General features: G+C 66.4%; 12 protein-coding genes and 1 pseudogene. 5 read left to right on the forward strand and 8 right to left on the reverse strand.

The window, feature by feature from the left end; translation table 11 throughout:
• Positions 1-90 precede the first annotated feature (90 nt).
• From AC2FNJ_RS03830 to AC2FNJ_RS03840, 3 genes are all read left to right on the forward strand, one after another.
• A complete protein-coding gene (locus AC2FNJ_RS03830) occupies positions 91-954 on the forward strand; it encodes an outer membrane protein assembly factor BamD (RefSeq protein ID WP_496762614.1) in 864 nt (287 codons plus the stop codon).
• 34 nt (positions 955-988) lie between these two features.
• On the forward strand, positions 989-2638 hold the full coding sequence (gene recN, locus AC2FNJ_RS03835; RefSeq protein WP_496762558.1) for a DNA repair protein RecN: 1650 nt from the start codon (positions 989-991) through the stop codon (positions 2636-2638).
• 102 nt (positions 2639-2740) lie between these two features.
• Positions 2741-4426 carry a chloride channel protein gene (locus AC2FNJ_RS03840; protein ID WP_496762559.1) on the forward strand — a complete coding sequence of 562 codons (1686 nt, stop codon included), beginning with the start codon at positions 2741-2743 and terminating at the stop codon, positions 4424-4426.
• 9 nt (positions 4427-4435) lie between these two features.
• Here the strand turns inward: AC2FNJ_RS03840 and AC2FNJ_RS03845 are convergent, their stop codons facing one another.
• From AC2FNJ_RS03845 to cobS, 7 genes are all read right to left on the reverse strand, one after another.
• Positions 4436-4780 carry a DUF427 domain-containing protein gene (locus tag AC2FNJ_RS03845; RefSeq protein ID WP_496762561.1) on the reverse strand — a complete coding sequence of 115 codons (345 nt, stop codon included), beginning with the start codon at positions 4778-4780 and terminating at the stop codon, positions 4436-4438.
• Positions 4781-4844: 64 nt separating this feature from the next.
• On the reverse strand, positions 4845-6635 hold the full coding sequence (locus AC2FNJ_RS03850; protein WP_496762562.1) for an aminopeptidase P family protein: 1791 nt from the start codon (positions 6633-6635) through the stop codon (positions 4845-4847).
• An 84-nt stretch (positions 6636-6719) separates the two neighbouring features.
• Entirely contained in the window at positions 6720-6878 is a 159-nt protein-coding gene (locus tag AC2FNJ_RS03855) for a hypothetical protein (RefSeq protein ID WP_496762563.1), read from the reverse strand.
• A gap of 150 nt (positions 6879-7028) precedes the next feature.
• On the reverse strand, positions 7029-8225 hold the full coding sequence (locus AC2FNJ_RS03860; RefSeq protein WP_496762564.1) for an alpha/beta hydrolase: 1197 nt from the start codon (positions 8223-8225) through the stop codon (positions 7029-7031).
• A gap of 394 nt (positions 8226-8619) precedes the next feature.
• On the reverse strand, positions 8620-10497 hold the full coding sequence (gene cobT, locus AC2FNJ_RS03865; RefSeq protein ID WP_496762566.1) for a cobaltochelatase subunit CobT: 1878 nt from the start codon (positions 10495-10497) through the stop codon (positions 8620-8622).
• Between the two features lie 99 nt (positions 10498-10596).
• Complete coding sequence (locus AC2FNJ_RS03870; protein WP_496762567.1) at positions 10597-11001, reverse strand: hypothetical protein; 405 nt, start codon at positions 10999-11001, stop codon at positions 10597-10599.
• Positions 11002-11306: 305 nt separating this feature from the next.
• A complete protein-coding gene (cobS, locus tag AC2FNJ_RS03875; RefSeq protein WP_496762568.1) occupies positions 11307-12293 on the reverse strand; it encodes a cobaltochelatase subunit CobS in 987 nt (328 codons plus the stop codon).
• On the opposite strand from cobS, the pseudogene AC2FNJ_RS03880 reads away from it, so the two are divergent.
• Positions 12271-12666 (forward strand): annotated as a pseudogene (locus AC2FNJ_RS03880) (Hint domain-containing protein); the annotation flags it as partial. The gene cobS and the pseudogene AC2FNJ_RS03880 overlap by 23 nt on opposite strands.
• 15 nt (positions 12667-12681) lie before the next feature.
• On the opposite strand, the gene AC2FNJ_RS03885 reads toward AC2FNJ_RS03880, so the two are convergent.
• Positions 12682-13686: a helix-turn-helix transcriptional regulator gene (locus AC2FNJ_RS03885; RefSeq protein WP_496762569.1), complete on the reverse strand. Its 1005-nt coding sequence runs from the start codon at positions 13684-13686 to the stop codon at positions 12682-12684.
• A gap of 154 nt (positions 13687-13840) precedes the next feature.
• Here AC2FNJ_RS03885 and AC2FNJ_RS03890 point away from each other — a divergent pair, with 154 nt between their 5' ends.
• Entirely contained in the window at positions 13841-15403 is a 1563-nt protein-coding gene (locus AC2FNJ_RS03890) for an arylsulfatase (RefSeq protein WP_496762571.1), read from the forward strand.
• The last annotated feature ends 1 nt before the right edge of the window (position 15404 follow it).

The following is a 15404-nucleotide window of genomic DNA, read 5'->3' on the forward strand; positions in this document are numbered from 1 at the left end:
CATAAGGCGTTTTGCACCGGAATTTTATGTGCTAGACCGATGCCCAATCGGGGGCTTGCCCCATAAGACAAGACGACAAGGATGGGCAGTATGCTTGGCAGCAAGGCGGCAGTCAGACTGACATGCGCGATTCTTCTGACAGCTACTCTGGCGGCATGCAGCGGGGGCGGAGGCGGGTTGTTCCGCCGCGCCGCGGACCGCGAACAGAACCTTGAAACCTATACCCCCGAACAGATCTTCGCGCGCGGCGAGTTCGAGCTTGCCCAGAACCGCGAGGATGACGCCGCCTGGTACTTTTCCGAGGTCGAGCGGCTCTACCCCTATTCCAGCTGGGCCAAGCGCGCCCTGATCATGCAGGCCTTCGCCTATCACACCGACCGGAACTACGAGGAAAGCCGCGCCGCCGCCCAGCGGTACATCGACTTCTATCCGACGGACGAGGACGCGGCCTATGCGCAATACCTGCTGGCGCTCAGCTATTACGACCAGATCGACGAGGTCGGCCGCGACCAGGGCCTGACCTTCCAGGCGCTGCAGGCGCTGCGCACCGTGATCGAGGTCTATCCCGACAGCGAATACGCCACCTCTGCGATCCTGAAATTCGACCTGGCCTTCGACCATCTGGCCGGCAAGGAGATGGAGATCGGCCGCTACTACCTGCGCCAGCAGCACTACACCGCCGCGATCAACCGGTTCCGGGTGGTGGTCGAGGATTTCCAGACCACGACCCACACCGCCGAGGCGCTGCACCGCCTGGTCGAGGCCTATCTGTCCCTCGGGCTGGTCGAAGAGGCGCAGAGCGCCGGCGCGATCCTGGGCTACAACTACCGGTCCACCGAATGGTACGAACGCAGCTATCAGCTGCTGACCTCGCGCGGGCTGGAGCTGAAGGATCGCGGCAACAACTGGCTCAGCCAGATCTACCGCCAGTCGATCAAGGGGCAATGGTTGTAGGCGCCATGCGGGCTGGTCTGGGGATCTAGGACCGATGCTGCGCGCGCTCGACATTCGCGACATGCTGATCATCGACCGGCTGGACCTGTCCTTTCAGCCCGGCCTGAACGTGCTGACCGGCGAGACCGGGGCGGGCAAGTCGATCCTGCTCGACTCGCTGGGCTTCGTTCTCGGCTGGCGCGGTCGGGCCGAACTGGTGCGGCAGGGCGCCGACCAGGGCGAAGTCGTCGCGGTGTTCGACCTGGCCGCCGATCACCCGGCCCGTGCCGTTCTCGACGCGGCCGGTCTCCCCGCCAGCGACGAACTGATCCTGCGCCGGGTGAACACGGCGGACGGGCGCAAGACCGCCTGGGTCAACGACCGCCGCTGCTCGGGCGAGGTGCTGCGGGCGCTGTCGGAAACCCTGGTCGAACTGCACGGCCAGCACGACGACCGGGGCCTGCTCAACCCACGCGGCCATCGCGTCCTGCTCGACGCCTTCGCGGGGCTCGACCCCGCGCTGTCGGCAACCCGCAGCGCCTGGTCGGCGCTGTCCCGCGCCCGCCGCGCGGTCGAGGAGACCGAGGCCGCCCTGGCCGCCATGCGGTCGGAGGAAGAGTTTTTGCGCCACGCGGTGGCCGAACTCGACAGGCTCGATCCGCAGCCGGGCGAGGATGCCGAACTCGACGCCCGCCGCCGCATGATGCAGGGGGCCGAGCGCATCCGCGACGACGTGGCGCGCGCCTTTGCGCTGCTGGGCGGGGAGGGGGCCGAAACCGCGCTGGCCGACGCCCTGCGCTGGCTCGAAGGCGTGGCGGACAGGGCCGGCGGCGGGCTGGACGAGCCCATCGCCGCGCTGGGCCGCGCCCTGATCGAACTGGGCGAGGCGCAGGATGGCGTCGCCGCCTGTCTCGAAACGCTGGACTTCGATCCGGGCGAACTCGAACAGGTCGAGGAACGCCTCTTCGCGATCCGGGCGCTGGCGCGCAAGCACGACGTGGCCCCCGACGATCTGGGCGGCTTCGCCGAAACGCTGCGGGACCGGCTGGACCGGCTGGATGCGGGCGATGCCGACCTTGCCGACAAGCGCGCCGCCCTGACGGCGGCGCAGAAATCCTATGACGCGGCGGCGCAGGCGCTCACGGCGGCGCGGGCCGAGGCCGCGGGGCGGCTCGACGCCGCGGTGATGGCCGAACTCGCACCGCTCAAGATGGAACGCGCCGTGTTCCGCACCGACATGGCCGAGGCCGAACCCGGCCCCGACGGGCGCGACAGGGTGGCCTTCACCGTCGCCACCAATCCCGGCGCCCCCGCCGGGCCGCTCAACAAGATCGCCTCGGGCGGCGAACTCAGCCGGTTCCTGCTGGCCCTCAAGGTCTGCCTGGCCGGCGACGACAGCGCCCGCACGATGATCTTTGACGAGATCGACCGCGGCGTCGGCGGGGCCACGGCGGATGCGGTGGGGCGCCGTCTGGCGGCGCTGGCGCAGGACGGACAGGTGCTGGTCGTCACCCACTCGCCGCAGGTGGCGGCCCGCGCCGCGCATCACTGGCGGGTGCAGAAACGGGTCGCCGACGGCCAGACCCTGTCCACCGTCCTGCCGCTCGGCCCCGAAGAGCGCGTGGACGAGATCGCGCGCATGGTCGCGGGCGACACCATCACCGACGAGGCTCGCGCCGCCGCCCGCGCCCTGCTGCACGCCTGAACCGCGCTCCTGCCGCAACGCCCGTGCCGGACTGTCGCGAACCGCCTTTCCTGTTGCCCCTCCGTCGCCTAGTAAGGGACAAGCGACGAACCGAGTGGCGAGATGACGCAATCCACCCGCACCGTTCTGATTAACCAGTTCCACCAAGCTCTCGCCGCCATCAAGGATGCGTGGCGCATCCTGCGTCGCCGCGGTCCCAGCCAGATCCAGTTCTGGTTCATCGCCCTGCTGATCGGCATCGCCGCCGGCTTTGCCGCCCTGCTCTTCCGCAAGGGCATCGCCGCGCTTCAGGCCACGCTCTACGGCACCGAGAACGTGCAGTTCCTGCACAGCTTTGCCGAAAAGCTGCCGTGGTACTGGATCCTGATCATCCCGATCGTCGGCGGCCTGATCGTCGGCGTGATCCTGCACCGCTACACCGACGACGGCCGGGTCAGGTCGGTCGCCGACGTGATCGAAGGCGCGGCGCTGACCGATGGCCGGGTCGAGACCCGCGAGGGCATCGCCTCGATGTTCGCCTCGCTCATCACCCTCAGTTCCGGCGGCTCCTCGGGCCGCGAGGGGCCGGTGGTGCACATGGCCGGCGTCATCTCGACCTGGGTCTGCCAGAGGATCAACGCCGACGGCATCACCGGGCGCGACCTGCTGGGCTGCGCCGTCGCCGCCGCGGTCTCGGCCAGCTTCAACGCTCCCATCGCCGGGGCGCTCTTCGCGCTCGAAGTCGTGCTGCGCCATTTCGCGGTCCACGCCTTTGCCCCCATCGTCATCGCCTCGGTGGCGGGCACCGTGATCAACCGGCTGGCCTATGGCGACGTGACCGAATTCGTGCTCGACACCCCCGGCGCCCTGCAATTCTACGTCGAGCTCCCCGCCTTCCTGCTGCTCGGCCTGATCTGCGGGCTGGTTTCGCTGCTGCTCATGCGTTCGATCTTCTTTGCCGAGGACATCGGCTCGCACGTCCAGGCCCGCCTGTCGCTGCCGCGCTGGCTGCGCCCGGCGGTCTCCGGCGCCATGCTCGGCGCGATCGCGATCTGGTTTCCGCACATCATCGGCGTCGGCTATGAAACCACGCTCCTGGCCCTCAGCGGCGAACTGGCGCTGACCACCGCCATCGTCTTCGCCGTGGTCAAGACCGTGGCGCTGGCGATCACCATGGGCGGCCGCATGGGCGGCGGCGTGTTTTCCCCCTCGCTGATGATCGGCGCACTGACCGGGCTGGCCTTCGGCCATATCGCCACCGGCCTGCTGCCCGAGGTCTCGGGCACCGACGCGCTCTATGCCTTTGCCGGGATGGGCGCGGTGGCGGCGGCGGTACTGGGGGCGCCGATCTCGACCACCCTGATCGTGTTCGAACTGACCGGCGACTGGCAGATCGGCCTGGCGGTGATGGTGTCGGTGTCGATGTCCACCGCGCTGGCCTCGCGGCTGGTGGACCGGTCGTTCTTCCTGACCCAGCTGGAACGGCGCAACGTGCACCTGGCCGCCGGCCCGCAAGCCTACCTGCTGGCGATGCTGCGCGCGGGATCGGTCATGCGCCCCCTGGGCGATCCCCGCGCCCTCGACGCCGAAGCGTGCCGCGCGCTGATCGCGCAGGGACTCTGCATCGAGGCCAGCGCGACGCTCGAGGCGGCGATGCCGTTCTTCGACCGCGACGATGTCGATTGCATTCCGGTCGTGATCCGCGACGACGGCAGCGGCGAAACGCCGGTGGGCGTCCTCTATCACCTGGACGCGCTCAAGGCCTACAATCGCGCCCTGGCGGCCACCGCCGCCGAAGAGCACTCCTGACGCGGCGCCCTAGATCTGCTCGACCTTGACCGAATCGCCGGTCACGAAAGCCAGATGATCCTTGATCTCCGCGACCTCGGGCGCCGGGTTCTCGTAGCTCCAGACCGCGTTCTGCGTCACCGAGGACTTGTTGACGATGTTGAAATACCGCGCCTCGCCCTTGTGCTCGCACTGCGCCACCTTGTCCGACGGGTCCAGAAAAGCCATCGCCACATCGGCGCGCGGGAAATAGATGACCGGCGGCAGATCGCCTTCGCTCAGTTCCAGCGCATTGGTGGTCTCGCCCAACACCGCGCCGCCCGACCGCACGCTCCACTTGCCGGGCGCTTTCCGGATCCTGATGTGATCTGCCATTTGCCTGTCCTTTCCTTCGCGTACCGCTGCCTGTCCTGTGCCCAATCTATGTCACACGCTCATGTCAGATCGGCGCGGTTGCGGCATCCAACCACAGCCTTGCGTCGCTGCCTACCCTGGGGCCGACTTTTTCCGCAACGTCGCGGTGATAGGCGTTCAGCCAGGCGCGCTCGGCCGGGCTCAGCAGGTCGGTCACGATCAGCCGCCGGTCGATCGGCACGAAGGTCAGCGTGCGCCAGCACAGCATCGCCCGCTCGGAATCGCCGCCGGGCAGGGCGGGGGCCTCTTCCACCACCACCAGGTTTTCGATCCGGATGCCGAACGCGCCCTCGCGGTAATAGCCCGGCTCGTTCGACAGGATCATCCCCGGCTCCAGCGGCACGTGGCTGGTGCGCGCCAGCCGTTGCGGGCCTTCATGCACGTTCATGTAGGCCCCCACCCCATGCCCGACCCCGTGGTTGAAATCCTGCCCCGCCTGCCACAGGGGCAGCCGCGCCACGCATTCGATGTCGCGCCCGGCCAGCCCCACCGGCCAGCGCAGCATCGACATGGCGATCATGCCCCGGAGCACGCGGGTGAAACAGGCCTTTTCCTCGTCGCCCACCGTACCGATCGCGATCGTCCGGGTGATGTCGGTGGTGCCGTCCAGATACTGCCCGCCGCTGTCCAGCACCAGCAGATGCCCGTCCTCCAGCCGGCTGTCGGTCTCCTCCGTGACGCGGTAATGCATGATCGCACCGTTGGGTCCGGTTCCGGCGATGGTGTCGAAGGCGATGTCCTGCAGCGCGTTGTCCTTGCGGCGGCACGCCTCCAGCCGGGTGACGACCTGGGTCTCGGTCAGGCTCCCCGGCGGCTGGGCGTCGAGCCAGGCCAGGAGTTCCACCACCGCCGCCGCATCGCGCAGATGCGCCTCGGCGGTGCCGGCGATCTCGGCCGCGTTCTTGCGCGCCTTGGGCAGGGCGCAGGGATCGCCGCCGCCCGCCAGCCGGTCGCCCAGGGCCTCCGCCACGATCTGCGGCAGGGTGCCCTTGTCGGCCTGCACCGGGCCGTCCAGCGCCGCGACCGCCGCCAGGAACCCGTCCGGCGCGTGCAGCGTGACCTGCGGCGCCAGCCCAACGGCCAGATCGCCCAGTTTGCGCGCTGCCATGAACAGATCGACCCGGCCTTCTGCATGCAGGATGGCAAAGCCATGCGCCACCGGGTTGCGCGGAATGTCCGAACCGCGGATGTTCAGCAGCCACATGATCGAATCCGGCAGGGTGATCACCGCCGCCTTGCGCCCGGCCTTCTCCAGATCCTCCGCCAGCCGCGCGATCTTGGCCTCGGCGCTTTCGCCCGCGAACTCCACCGGATGCGCCCGGACCGGGTTCATCGGCGGCTCGGGCTGATCCGTCCAGATGCGATCCACCAGGTTGTCGCAGCGCACCAGCTCGATGCCCGTCCCCGCAAGCTCGGCCCCCGCCGTCGCGATCTGCTCGGCCGCGTGCAGCCAGGGGTCGAAGCCGACGCGCCCGCCCTCGGGCAGCTTCTCCTTCAGCCACTGGGTCAGCGACACGTCCGGCCAGGGCACCGGCGTGAACACATCCGCCACCTGCGCCTTGACCTGGGTGCGATAGCGCCCGTCCACGAACACCCCCGCCGCATCCGCCAAGGCGGCGCAGAACCCGGCCGAGCCGGTGAACCCGGTCAGCCAGGCTAGCCGCTCGTCGCGCGCCGCCACATATTCCCCCTGATGCGCATCGGCGCGCGGCACCAGAAACCCGTCCAGCCCCTCGCGCGCCATCTCGGCGCGCAGGGCGCTCAGGCGCGGCGGCCCCTGTTCGGGCCGGGCGGTAACGTCGAAACTCTGGAACATGGGGGTCTCCTGCCGGTTGCTCTGCCTGCCGGCGCGGATCATGGCGGCACCCGCCCCCGGTGGCAAGGGGGCAGGGCCGGGCGGTCACTCTTCGTAGCCGGGCAGTTCGATGGGCCGGGGCTGACGCGCCAGATGCCTGCGGCGCAGCTTCAGAAGATGATCGAGAAGCGCGATCTTGGCCCTGAGATAGGCTTGCCGCGCCTCCTGATACTCGCGCAGCAGATGGGTGAACCGTTTGTCCATATCGTCCTCCATTGCACCTCGCGCCCGAAACGCACCGCGCGTTTCGGCTGTCGTGAGGCGTGCAAGGAGGGGTGGGGTCAGGAGATGGGTCGTCGCATGGGCGAAAGATACGCCCTCGGCCTGCCCGGATCAAGGGGTCGGTCGCACCGCTCACGCCCCTGACGCAAGAAACCCGGCCAGCGCCGCAACATATGTTTCATACGCGGCATTGCCGGGCATCGGGATGTGGTTGCGGCATTCCAGCACGACCAGTTCGGCGCCGGGTATGCCACGCGCGAGCTTTTGTGCCTCGGACAGCGGATGCACCGAATCCCCGCGCGAATGCAGGATCAGTGCCGGGCAGGCGATGCGGTGCAACAGCGCCATGCTGGAATGGTGGTTGATGATGTCGCGGATGCGCAGTTCGAATTCCGGGCTGGCGGCGTTCTGGACCATTTGCGCAAAGGCAATCACGTCCTCAAGCGGTCCTTCGGGCTGATAGGTCAGCATCGCCGCGGCAAAGAAGGCGCTGTCCTGCGCGGCCTTGCCCTGCGCTATCATCTCCCGCAGCGGGTCGGTGGATAGCGACTCGCCATCCTTGCGCACCAGCCGGCCTTCGGCATAGGCGCCCGTCATGGCGATCCGGCTCACCCGGTCGGGGTTATGCGCGGCATAGTGCATCAGGGCATTGCACCCGCCGGAATGCGAGCACAACGCAAAGCGGTCCAGCCCAAGCGCGTCGGCCAGATGGCCGATATCCTCGGCCTGATCGGCGATTGCAGCGCGATCCGGGCTGCGGTCCGAATGCCCCGATCCGATGGCGTCGAACCGGATCACCGTGTTGTGTCGGGCCAGGGCGGCAAAGCGCGCGCGCTCGAACTGCAACTGCCATGACGCTTCGATATCCGTACGCCCATGCCCGACCGAGATCACCGGCGGACCCGACCCCGTCACCGCATAGGCCATGTAGTGCCCCGATGGCAGGCGCAGGTAACGGATAGGCTGGGGTGCGTCGCCCTTTGTGTCGGCCACGCGGGGCGCGTCCGCCGCTTCGGTCGCGCGGCCGCTCACCGCCGCCGCCATCTGCAGCCCGCGCCGGGCCACCGTGCGGATCACCCGCTGCGCCTTGCCGTCGTCGCCCACCGCCTTGCGCGCCGCCGCGATCCGCGCCGAGATCGCGCTCTCCGACACGATCCGCCCATTCCAGACGCGGTCCACGATCTCGTCCTTCGTCACCACGCGACCCGGGTTCTCGATCAGTAGGCGCAGCAGGTCGAACACCTGTGGCTCCACCTTCACGGGTGCCCCGGCGCGGGTCAGGGTCAAGGTCTCGGTATCGAGACAGCAATCGGCGAAGTCATATCGCATGGGACAACTACATCTCCCGTACGGATCTGTGGCAAGCAATAACGCAAAAGACAGGGAAACCGCAGGGGTTCCCAAGGGATTCCGTCAAGCAAGGCGTGCCTGCGTTCGCCAATCTGGGGCCAGACCGGACAAAGGAGACCCACGATGATCCCGACCGATACCGCCCTGCTGCGCCACCTCGCCGCCCGCCACCTTCCGCCCTCCGATGCCGAGCGCGCCGCCCGGCGCAGCCGAGCGCGCCCCTCCACATGGGCGGGACGTCTGCGGATGGCCCTTCACCAGGCTCATCGTTCTGCAGATACCTCTCCGGGGCAGCGCGAGGGGGCGCAAATCCTGGGGCGCGCGATGGCGTGCAAAACCTCCGCTTTCCGCCACTGGCCCCTGACGGAGCGGCTCAACTCGCGCGCTTGATCCCCATGACACGGGCGCGGGCGCGCGGATCCTTGTCGAACAGTGCCGCCAGCTGCTCGGTCATCGCGCCCGCCAACTGCTCGACATCGGTGATCGTCACGGCGCGGTCGTAGTACCGGGTCACGTCATGGCCGATGCCGATGGCCAGCAATTCGACCATCCTGCGCTTCTCGACCATGGCGATCACGTCGCGCAGGTGCTTCTCCAGATAGTTGGCCGGGTTCACGCTCAGCGTCGAGTCGTCCACCGGCGCCCCGTCCGAGATCACCATCAGGATCTTGCGCTGCTCGCGCCGCTGGACCATCCGCCGATGCGCCCATTCCAGCGCCTCGCCGTCGATGTTCTCCTTCAGCAGCCCCTCCTTCATCATCAGCCCCAGATTGGGCCGGGTCCGCCGCCAGGGCGCGTCGGCGCTCTTGTAGACGATGTGGCGCAGATCGTTGAGCCGCCCCGGCTGCTGCGGGCGGCCATCGTTCAGCCACGCCTCGCGCGCCTGTCCGCCCTTCCAGGCGCGGGTGGTAAAGCCCAGGATCTCGACCTTGACGTTGCACCGCTCCAGCGTCCGCGCCAGAACGTCGGCGCAGATCGCCGCGATCGAGATCGGCCGTCCCCGCATCGAGCCGGAATTGTCCAGCAGCAGCGTCACCACCGTGTCGCGGAACTCCATGTCCTTCTCGACCTTGAAGCTCAGCGGCGTCGTGGGGTTCGCCACCACCCGCGCCAGCCGGCCGGCATCCAGAATGCCTTCCTCGCGGTCGAACTCCCAGGTCCGGTTCTGCTGCGCCTGCAACCGGCGCTGCAGCTTGTTGGCCAGACGGCTGACCGCGCCCTTCAGGGGCTCCAGCTGCTGATCCAGATAGGCCCGCAGCCGCTCCAGCTCGGCCGGCTCGGCCAGATCCTCTGCCGCGATCTCCTCGTCATGGCTGTTCAGATAGACCCGGTAATCCGGATCGGCCTCCGAGGCCGGCGGCGGGGCGGGCGGCTCCAGCGGCGCCTCGCCCTCCGGCATCTCGGCCTCCTCGCCCAGCTCGTCCTCGGCCATCTCGTCCATCGAGACCTGCGCCTGCGAGCTGTCCTGCTGCTCTTCCTGGGTCTGCTCGGGGGTGGCGTCGGCGTCCTGTTCGTCCTGGTCGTCCTGGCCGGTGCTGTCCGGGTCGGGCTGTTCCTCGGCGTCGTCCTCGGCCTGATCGTCCTGATCCTCGTCCAGCTCGTCCGGGTCTTCACCCAGCTGGTCGCCATAGCCCAGATCCTTGATCACCTGCCGGGAGAACCTGGCGAATTCCGCCTGATCCGACAGGATGTCGTTGAGGTTCTCCAGCGTCCCGCCCGCCTGCTCCTCGATGAAGCCGCGCCACAGGTTCATCACGTTCTCCGCCGCCGGCGGCAGGTCGCGCCCCGTGGCCAGATGCCGGATCAGATAGCCCGCCGCCACCGGCAGCGGCGCCTCCGAGGGCTGCTTGCACTGGTCATAGCCGCGCCGGATCGCCTCGTGGCCGATCTTGACATCGATGTTGCTGGCGGTGCCGGGCATGTCGCGCGCGCCCATCGCCTCGCAGCGGGCCACCTCCATCGCCTCGTAGAGGTCGCGCGCCATGTCCCCCGGCGGGGCATAGCGCGCATGGGTCGCGTCGTCGTGATACCTGCGCTGCAGCGCCAGCGCATCCGCCGTGCCCCGCGCCAGCAGCACCTCTTCGCGGCTCATCCGCCGGCTGACCTGCGGCAGCCGCATCGAATCCCCCGACATGCCCGCCGGATCGACCGAATAGCTGACCGACAGTTCGGGATCGTCGGCCATCACCTTGGTGGCTTCGGCCAGGGCCTTCTTGAACGGATCGGCGGGGTTGTCTGACGGTTTGTTCATCGGCTGCGGGTCCGGTTGTGGTCTGCCCCGGCAACCTAGAACCATTCCCCGGCCTTGACCATAGGGCCGCCCCGCATTTCCGCCCGCCCCGTCACCGGGTCAGAGCAGAACCTTGCGGCAGTCCGTGATCTTGCGGGTCAGCAGCCGGCGGGCCATTTCGGCCCGGCGCGCGTCAAAGCTGTAATCCACATCCGCCAGCAGAAAGGCGATCTCGATCCAGCCGCGGTCCCGCCACCGTTTCGGCTGGGCCGCGTCGATCCCCTCGGACAGGGCATTGGGCATCACCGCTTCAAGCAGATAGTCGAATTCGGCCTGCAACCGCTCGTTGGTGCGGGCATCCCCATCCATCCGCGCCCGCTGACGTGTCGCCAGCGCATCCATGCGGCCCGAACAGGTGGCGAACATCTCGGCCCGTTCCGATGGCCGGTCGGGCAGGGCGGAGGCGGCGGAAGCACCGAGAACCAAGACCACGCCGCACAGCACTATGGGTCGTGATACTGACATGAAATGACTATACGAGTGAATCACTTTGTATAAAATATGTATATACAAAAGTCGTGACCGGATGTGATCCGGCCGCCACACGCGATGGATGAAGAAGCGCCGCAATCATACTGAAAACAAGTATCAAGATGGGATTGCGCCGGCTGCGCGCCAACCGCGGCGCGGCATTGCCCGCATCGCATCACCTGACCGCCCGGCCAGGCGTCAGAGATCGGCGCCCGCCGCGCTGGGCCGCTGACACTGGACCACCGTCGCGGCGACGCCGATCCCGCCGATCAGGCCGACAAGCATGGCAGGGTCGGCGATTACCCCAACGCCGCTCGCGCCGCGCTTTCCGGCAGTTCCTCGTCGAAGCAGCGCTGATAGAACTCGGCCACGGTCTGCCGCTCCAGCTCGTCGCATTTGTTCAGGAAGGACAGCCGGAACGCATAGCCCACGTCGCGGAAGATCTCGGCGTTCTGGGCCCAGTTGATCACCGTCCGCGGGCTCATCACCGTGCTGAGATCGCCGTTCATGAAGGCGGTGCGGGTCAGGTCGGCCACCGTCACCATCTGGCTGACGGTCTTGCGGCCCTTCTCGGTGTTGTAATGCGGCGCCTTCGACAGCACGATCATCGTCTCGGCGTCGTGGCTCAGATAGTTCAACGTCGAGACCAGCGACCAGCGGTCCATCTGCGCCTGGTTGATCTGCTGCACCCCGTGATAAAGCCCGGTGGTGTCGCCCAGACCGACCGTGTTGGCGGTGGCGAACAGGCGGAAATAGGGGTGCGGGGTGATGATCTCGTTCTGGTCCAGCAGGGTCAGCTTGCCGTCATGCTCCAGCACCCGCTGGATCACGAACATCACGTCGGCCCGGCCCGCATCATATTCGTCAAAGGCGATGGCCACGGGATTGCGCAGCGCCCAGGGCAGGATGCCCTCGTGGAACTCCGTCACCTGCTTGCCGTCGCGCAGCTTGATCGCGTCCTTGCCGATCAGGTCGATCCGGCTGATATGGCTGTCCAGGTTGACCCGGACGCAGGGCCAGTTGAGGCGGGCGGCCACCTGCTCGATATGGGTCGATTTGCCGGTGCCGTGATAGCCCTGGATCATCACCCGACGGTTATGGGCGAACCCGGCCAGAATCGCCAGCGTGGTCTCGGGGTCGAACTTGTAGGTGTGATCGATCACCGGCACGCGCTCGCTGGCTTCGGCGAATCCCTTCACCGTCATGTGGGTGTCGATGCCGAATACGTCACGGACCGAGATCTCTTCGGTGGGTTTTGCATTGATGTCGATCGATCCGTCAGCCATCTGTGCCGTCCTTATCCTGTGCCCCGAAATCCGATGGGCGTCTGAACCCGTGCTTGGTGCAACATATCGCGGACAAGGGCAAGGGAAAGCCGTGCAGTCCGCCGACCGATACAGCGTTTCATTTCGAACTGGCCGGGCTGCAGTCCAAGACATCGCTGCCAGCGAGCAGCTTCGGCTTGCAGATGGCGGTCTGGCCACACTCAGTTCGATGGGGCAACAGACACTCTGCGCTGATCGGCTTCACGTCGGCCCAGGCTTGCGCCCGGTGCGGATCAGTCGCGGCGCGCTTGGACCGGGCCTGCCGGTCCGTGACCGGCTGGTCTCGCCGCAACACCGCATCGTTCCGCAAGGGTGGCGGACCCAGCTTCGTTTCGGCGCGGATCAGGGCTCAGCCGTGCAACCGCCTGTAAGCCAAGGGTGTACAGCCCATCCGTTGCTTGAAAAACCGGGTGAAATCACCAGAATTGGCGTAGCCCAGCTCATAGGCAACATCGGTAATGCTGCACTCCGGCAAAGCGAGCATCCTGCGCGCGGTATTCAGTCGGGCATTTGACAGCAGTTTCGAGTGACGCGTCCCGTATGCGGCCAGTTTCCTTCGGTAACTACGTTCGCTGATCCCGAAAGCGGTGGCGACCCTGTGTGCGGAAACATCGACCGGCGACGATGCCAGGAACTTGGTCATGCAGGCCGTCAGCGCTTCCAGTGGCTGACTGTCCAAAGGTTTGACCTCAGGTGACATGTCGCGTTCTCCGGCGTCTTCCACGCTGGCGCCGGCACGGATGACATCCTCAAGATCAAACGCCAACCCGAAATGGGTGTCGTCCAGTTCCACGGGCAGGTCTTTCAGGTTTTCTGGCAGATCCCTTGACCGCAAGGCAATTGGCAGCCGAAGCGCAACAGGCTCAAGGCCCGACGCAAGGATGCGTCGGGCACCTGAGATCATGATGCTCAGGTTGTATTGCAGCACGGACCATTGGTCGGACCATTCGGTAGCAGATGTGGTGCGCAGCACCCAGACCTGCAGACCGCGGATCTCGCAGGAGAAACGGGCACCAGTGATGAACCCGTTGAAGGCCTGTGTCATGTCCTCCAGCGCTTCCTTGTTGGTAACGCCGATGGGCAGGGGGACGCCGACGACGGACTTCGTCTGCTCGCGCTCTGTCGGGTCATTCGAAAGACTGTCGAAAAGAAAGTTCTGCTGACCGTTGGTGCGCTGGACCAAATCGAGAAAAAGCTCGGTCGCGTGAAGGGGAACAAATCCATTCGGGTTGTCCACGATACTTCCGGGAAGCCCGGCCCGCTCGGCCAGCCGTTCCAGTTTGCTGCTTGGCACGTCCGTCGCACCGAACACCGGACTCAGTGCGGGCGCAAATACAAGGTCGAGTCGGATCATTCCGTAGCTCCCGTACCGTTTCCAAAACTCTTCAATGCATTGTCCGACATACTAATGCAGCAAATCCTTTTGGCCGGAAATGCTAAGCATCTTCCCGCAAATATCGTAGTATTTCAATCAGCAAGTCTTACAACGAACCAGGGGGGAGTATCCCATGATTTCTTTCAAGGCTCTGATACGGCTGAAAAAGCCAGCGGCCGTCGCGTTGATGTGCGCTGGCGTGATGACGGGCGGGACTGCCGCCTTCGCGCAGGACAAGCCGATGAATTTCCTGATCATCTGGGGGGATGACATCGGCTACTGGAACGTCAGCGCCTACAACCAGGGCATGATGGGGTACGAGACCCCCAACATCGACCGCATCGCCGACGAGGGCATGCTGTTCACCCACGCCTATGGCGAACAGTCCTGCACCGCCGGACGCGCCAGCTTCATCACCGGCCAGTCCGGCTTTCGCACCGGTCTGCTCAAGGTCGGCCTGCCCGGCGCCAAGGAGGGGATGAGCGAAAAGGATCCCACCATCGCCGAATACATGAAGTCCAAAGGCTACATGACCGGCCAATACGGCAAGAATCACCTGGGCGACCGCGACGAACACCTGCCCACCAATCACGGCTTCGACGAGTTCTTCGGCAATCTCTACCATCTCAACGCCGAGGAAGAGCCGGAAAACGTGGATTATCCCAAGGATCCGGCCTTTCGCGAAAACTTCGGCCCGCGCGGCGTGATCCGCTCCAGCGCGGACGGCAATGTCGAGGATACCGGCCCGCTGACCCGCAAGCGGATGGAGACCATCGACGAAGAAGTGACCGCCGGCGCGCTCGACTTCATCGACCGCGCGGTGGAGCAGGACAAGCCGTTCTTCCTTTGGTACAACACCACCCGGATGCACATCTTCACCCACCTCAAGGAGGAAAGCCAGGGCGTGACCGGCCTCGGCGTCTATCCCGACGGCATGGTGGAGCATGACAAGATGGTTGGGCAGATGCTCGACAAGCTCGACGAGCTGGGCATCGCCGACAACACGGTGGTGATGTATTCCACCGACAACGGCGCCGAGGTGTTTTCCTGGCCCGACGGCGGCACCACGCCGTTCAAGGGCGAAAAGAACGACAACTGGGAAGGCGGCTACCGGGTGCCGCTGCTGCTGAAATGGCCGGGCGTGATCGAACCGGGACGCAAGTCGCACCAGATCATCAGCCATCTCGACTGGTTCCCCACCTTCATGGCCGCGCTGGGCGACGCCAACATGAAGGAGACCATGCTGACCGAAGCGCCCTTCGGCGAGGGCAACGAGCCGGTGCATCTGGATGGCTACAACTTCCTGCCCTACTTCAAGGGCGAGACCGAGGAAGGGCCACGGCGCGAGTTCCTCTATTTCTCCGATGGCGGCGATCTGGTGAACCTGCGCTACAACCGCTGGAAGGTGGTGTTCGCCGAACAGCGGGCCGAAGGGTTCGACGTGTGGCAGGAACCGCTGACCTTCCTGCGGCTGCCCAAGATCATCGACCTCTACAGCGACCCCTTCGAACGGGCGCAGCACGAATCGATCGGCTACTCGAAATGGCGGCTCGACCGGACCTATCTGCTGGTGCCCGCGCAGGCCTTCGTGGCGCAGTTCCTGGGCACGTTCCAGGACTACCCGCCGCGCCAGAAACCGGCGAGCTTCTCGATCGACCAGGTGCTGGAATCGCTGCAGCGCAACCAGGGCGGCTAGG

The organism is Ruegeria sp. BHSB196, assembly GCF_059613135.1.

What these genes read in the sequence shown, in the direction of transcription:
- AC2FNJ_RS03830 (WP_496762614.1), top strand. Translation starts at nt 91, where the DNA reads ATGCTTGGCAGCAAGGCGGCAGTCAGACTGACATGCGCGATTCTTCTG.
- recN (WP_496762558.1), top strand. Translation starts at nt 989, where the DNA reads ATGCTGCGCGCGCTCGACATTCGCGACATGCTGATCATCGACCGGCTG.
- AC2FNJ_RS03840 (WP_496762559.1), top strand. Translation starts at nt 2,741, where the DNA reads ATGACGCAATCCACCCGCACCGTTCTGATTAACCAGTTCCACCAAGCT.
- AC2FNJ_RS03845 (WP_496762561.1), bottom strand. Translation starts at nt 4,780, where the DNA reads ATGGCAGATCACATCAGGATCCGGAAAGCGCCCGGCAAGTGGAGCGTG.
- AC2FNJ_RS03850 (WP_496762562.1), bottom strand. Translation starts at nt 6,635, where the DNA reads ATGTTCCAGAGTTTCGACGTTACCGCCCGGCCCGAACAGGGGCCGCCG.
- AC2FNJ_RS03855 (WP_496762563.1), bottom strand. Translation starts at nt 6,878, where the DNA reads ATGGACAAACGGTTCACCCATCTGCTGCGCGAGTATCAGGAGGCGCGG.
- AC2FNJ_RS03860 (WP_496762564.1), bottom strand. Translation starts at nt 8,225, where the DNA reads ATGCGATATGACTTCGCCGATTGCTGTCTCGATACCGAGACCTTGACC.
- cobT (WP_496762566.1), bottom strand. Translation starts at nt 10,497, where the DNA reads ATGAACAAACCGTCAGACAACCCCGCCGATCCGTTCAAGAAGGCCCTG.
- AC2FNJ_RS03870 (WP_496762567.1), bottom strand. Translation starts at nt 11,001, where the DNA reads ATGTCAGTATCACGACCCATAGTGCTGTGCGGCGTGGTCTTGGTTCTC.
- cobS (WP_496762568.1), bottom strand. Translation starts at nt 12,293, where the DNA reads ATGGCTGACGGATCGATCGACATCAATGCAAAACCCACCGAAGAGATC.
- AC2FNJ_RS03885 (WP_496762569.1), bottom strand. Translation starts at nt 13,686, where the DNA reads ATGATCCGACTCGACCTTGTATTTGCGCCCGCACTGAGTCCGGTGTTC.
- AC2FNJ_RS03890 (WP_496762571.1), top strand. Translation starts at nt 13,841, where the DNA reads ATGATTTCTTTCAAGGCTCTGATACGGCTGAAAAAGCCAGCGGCCGTC.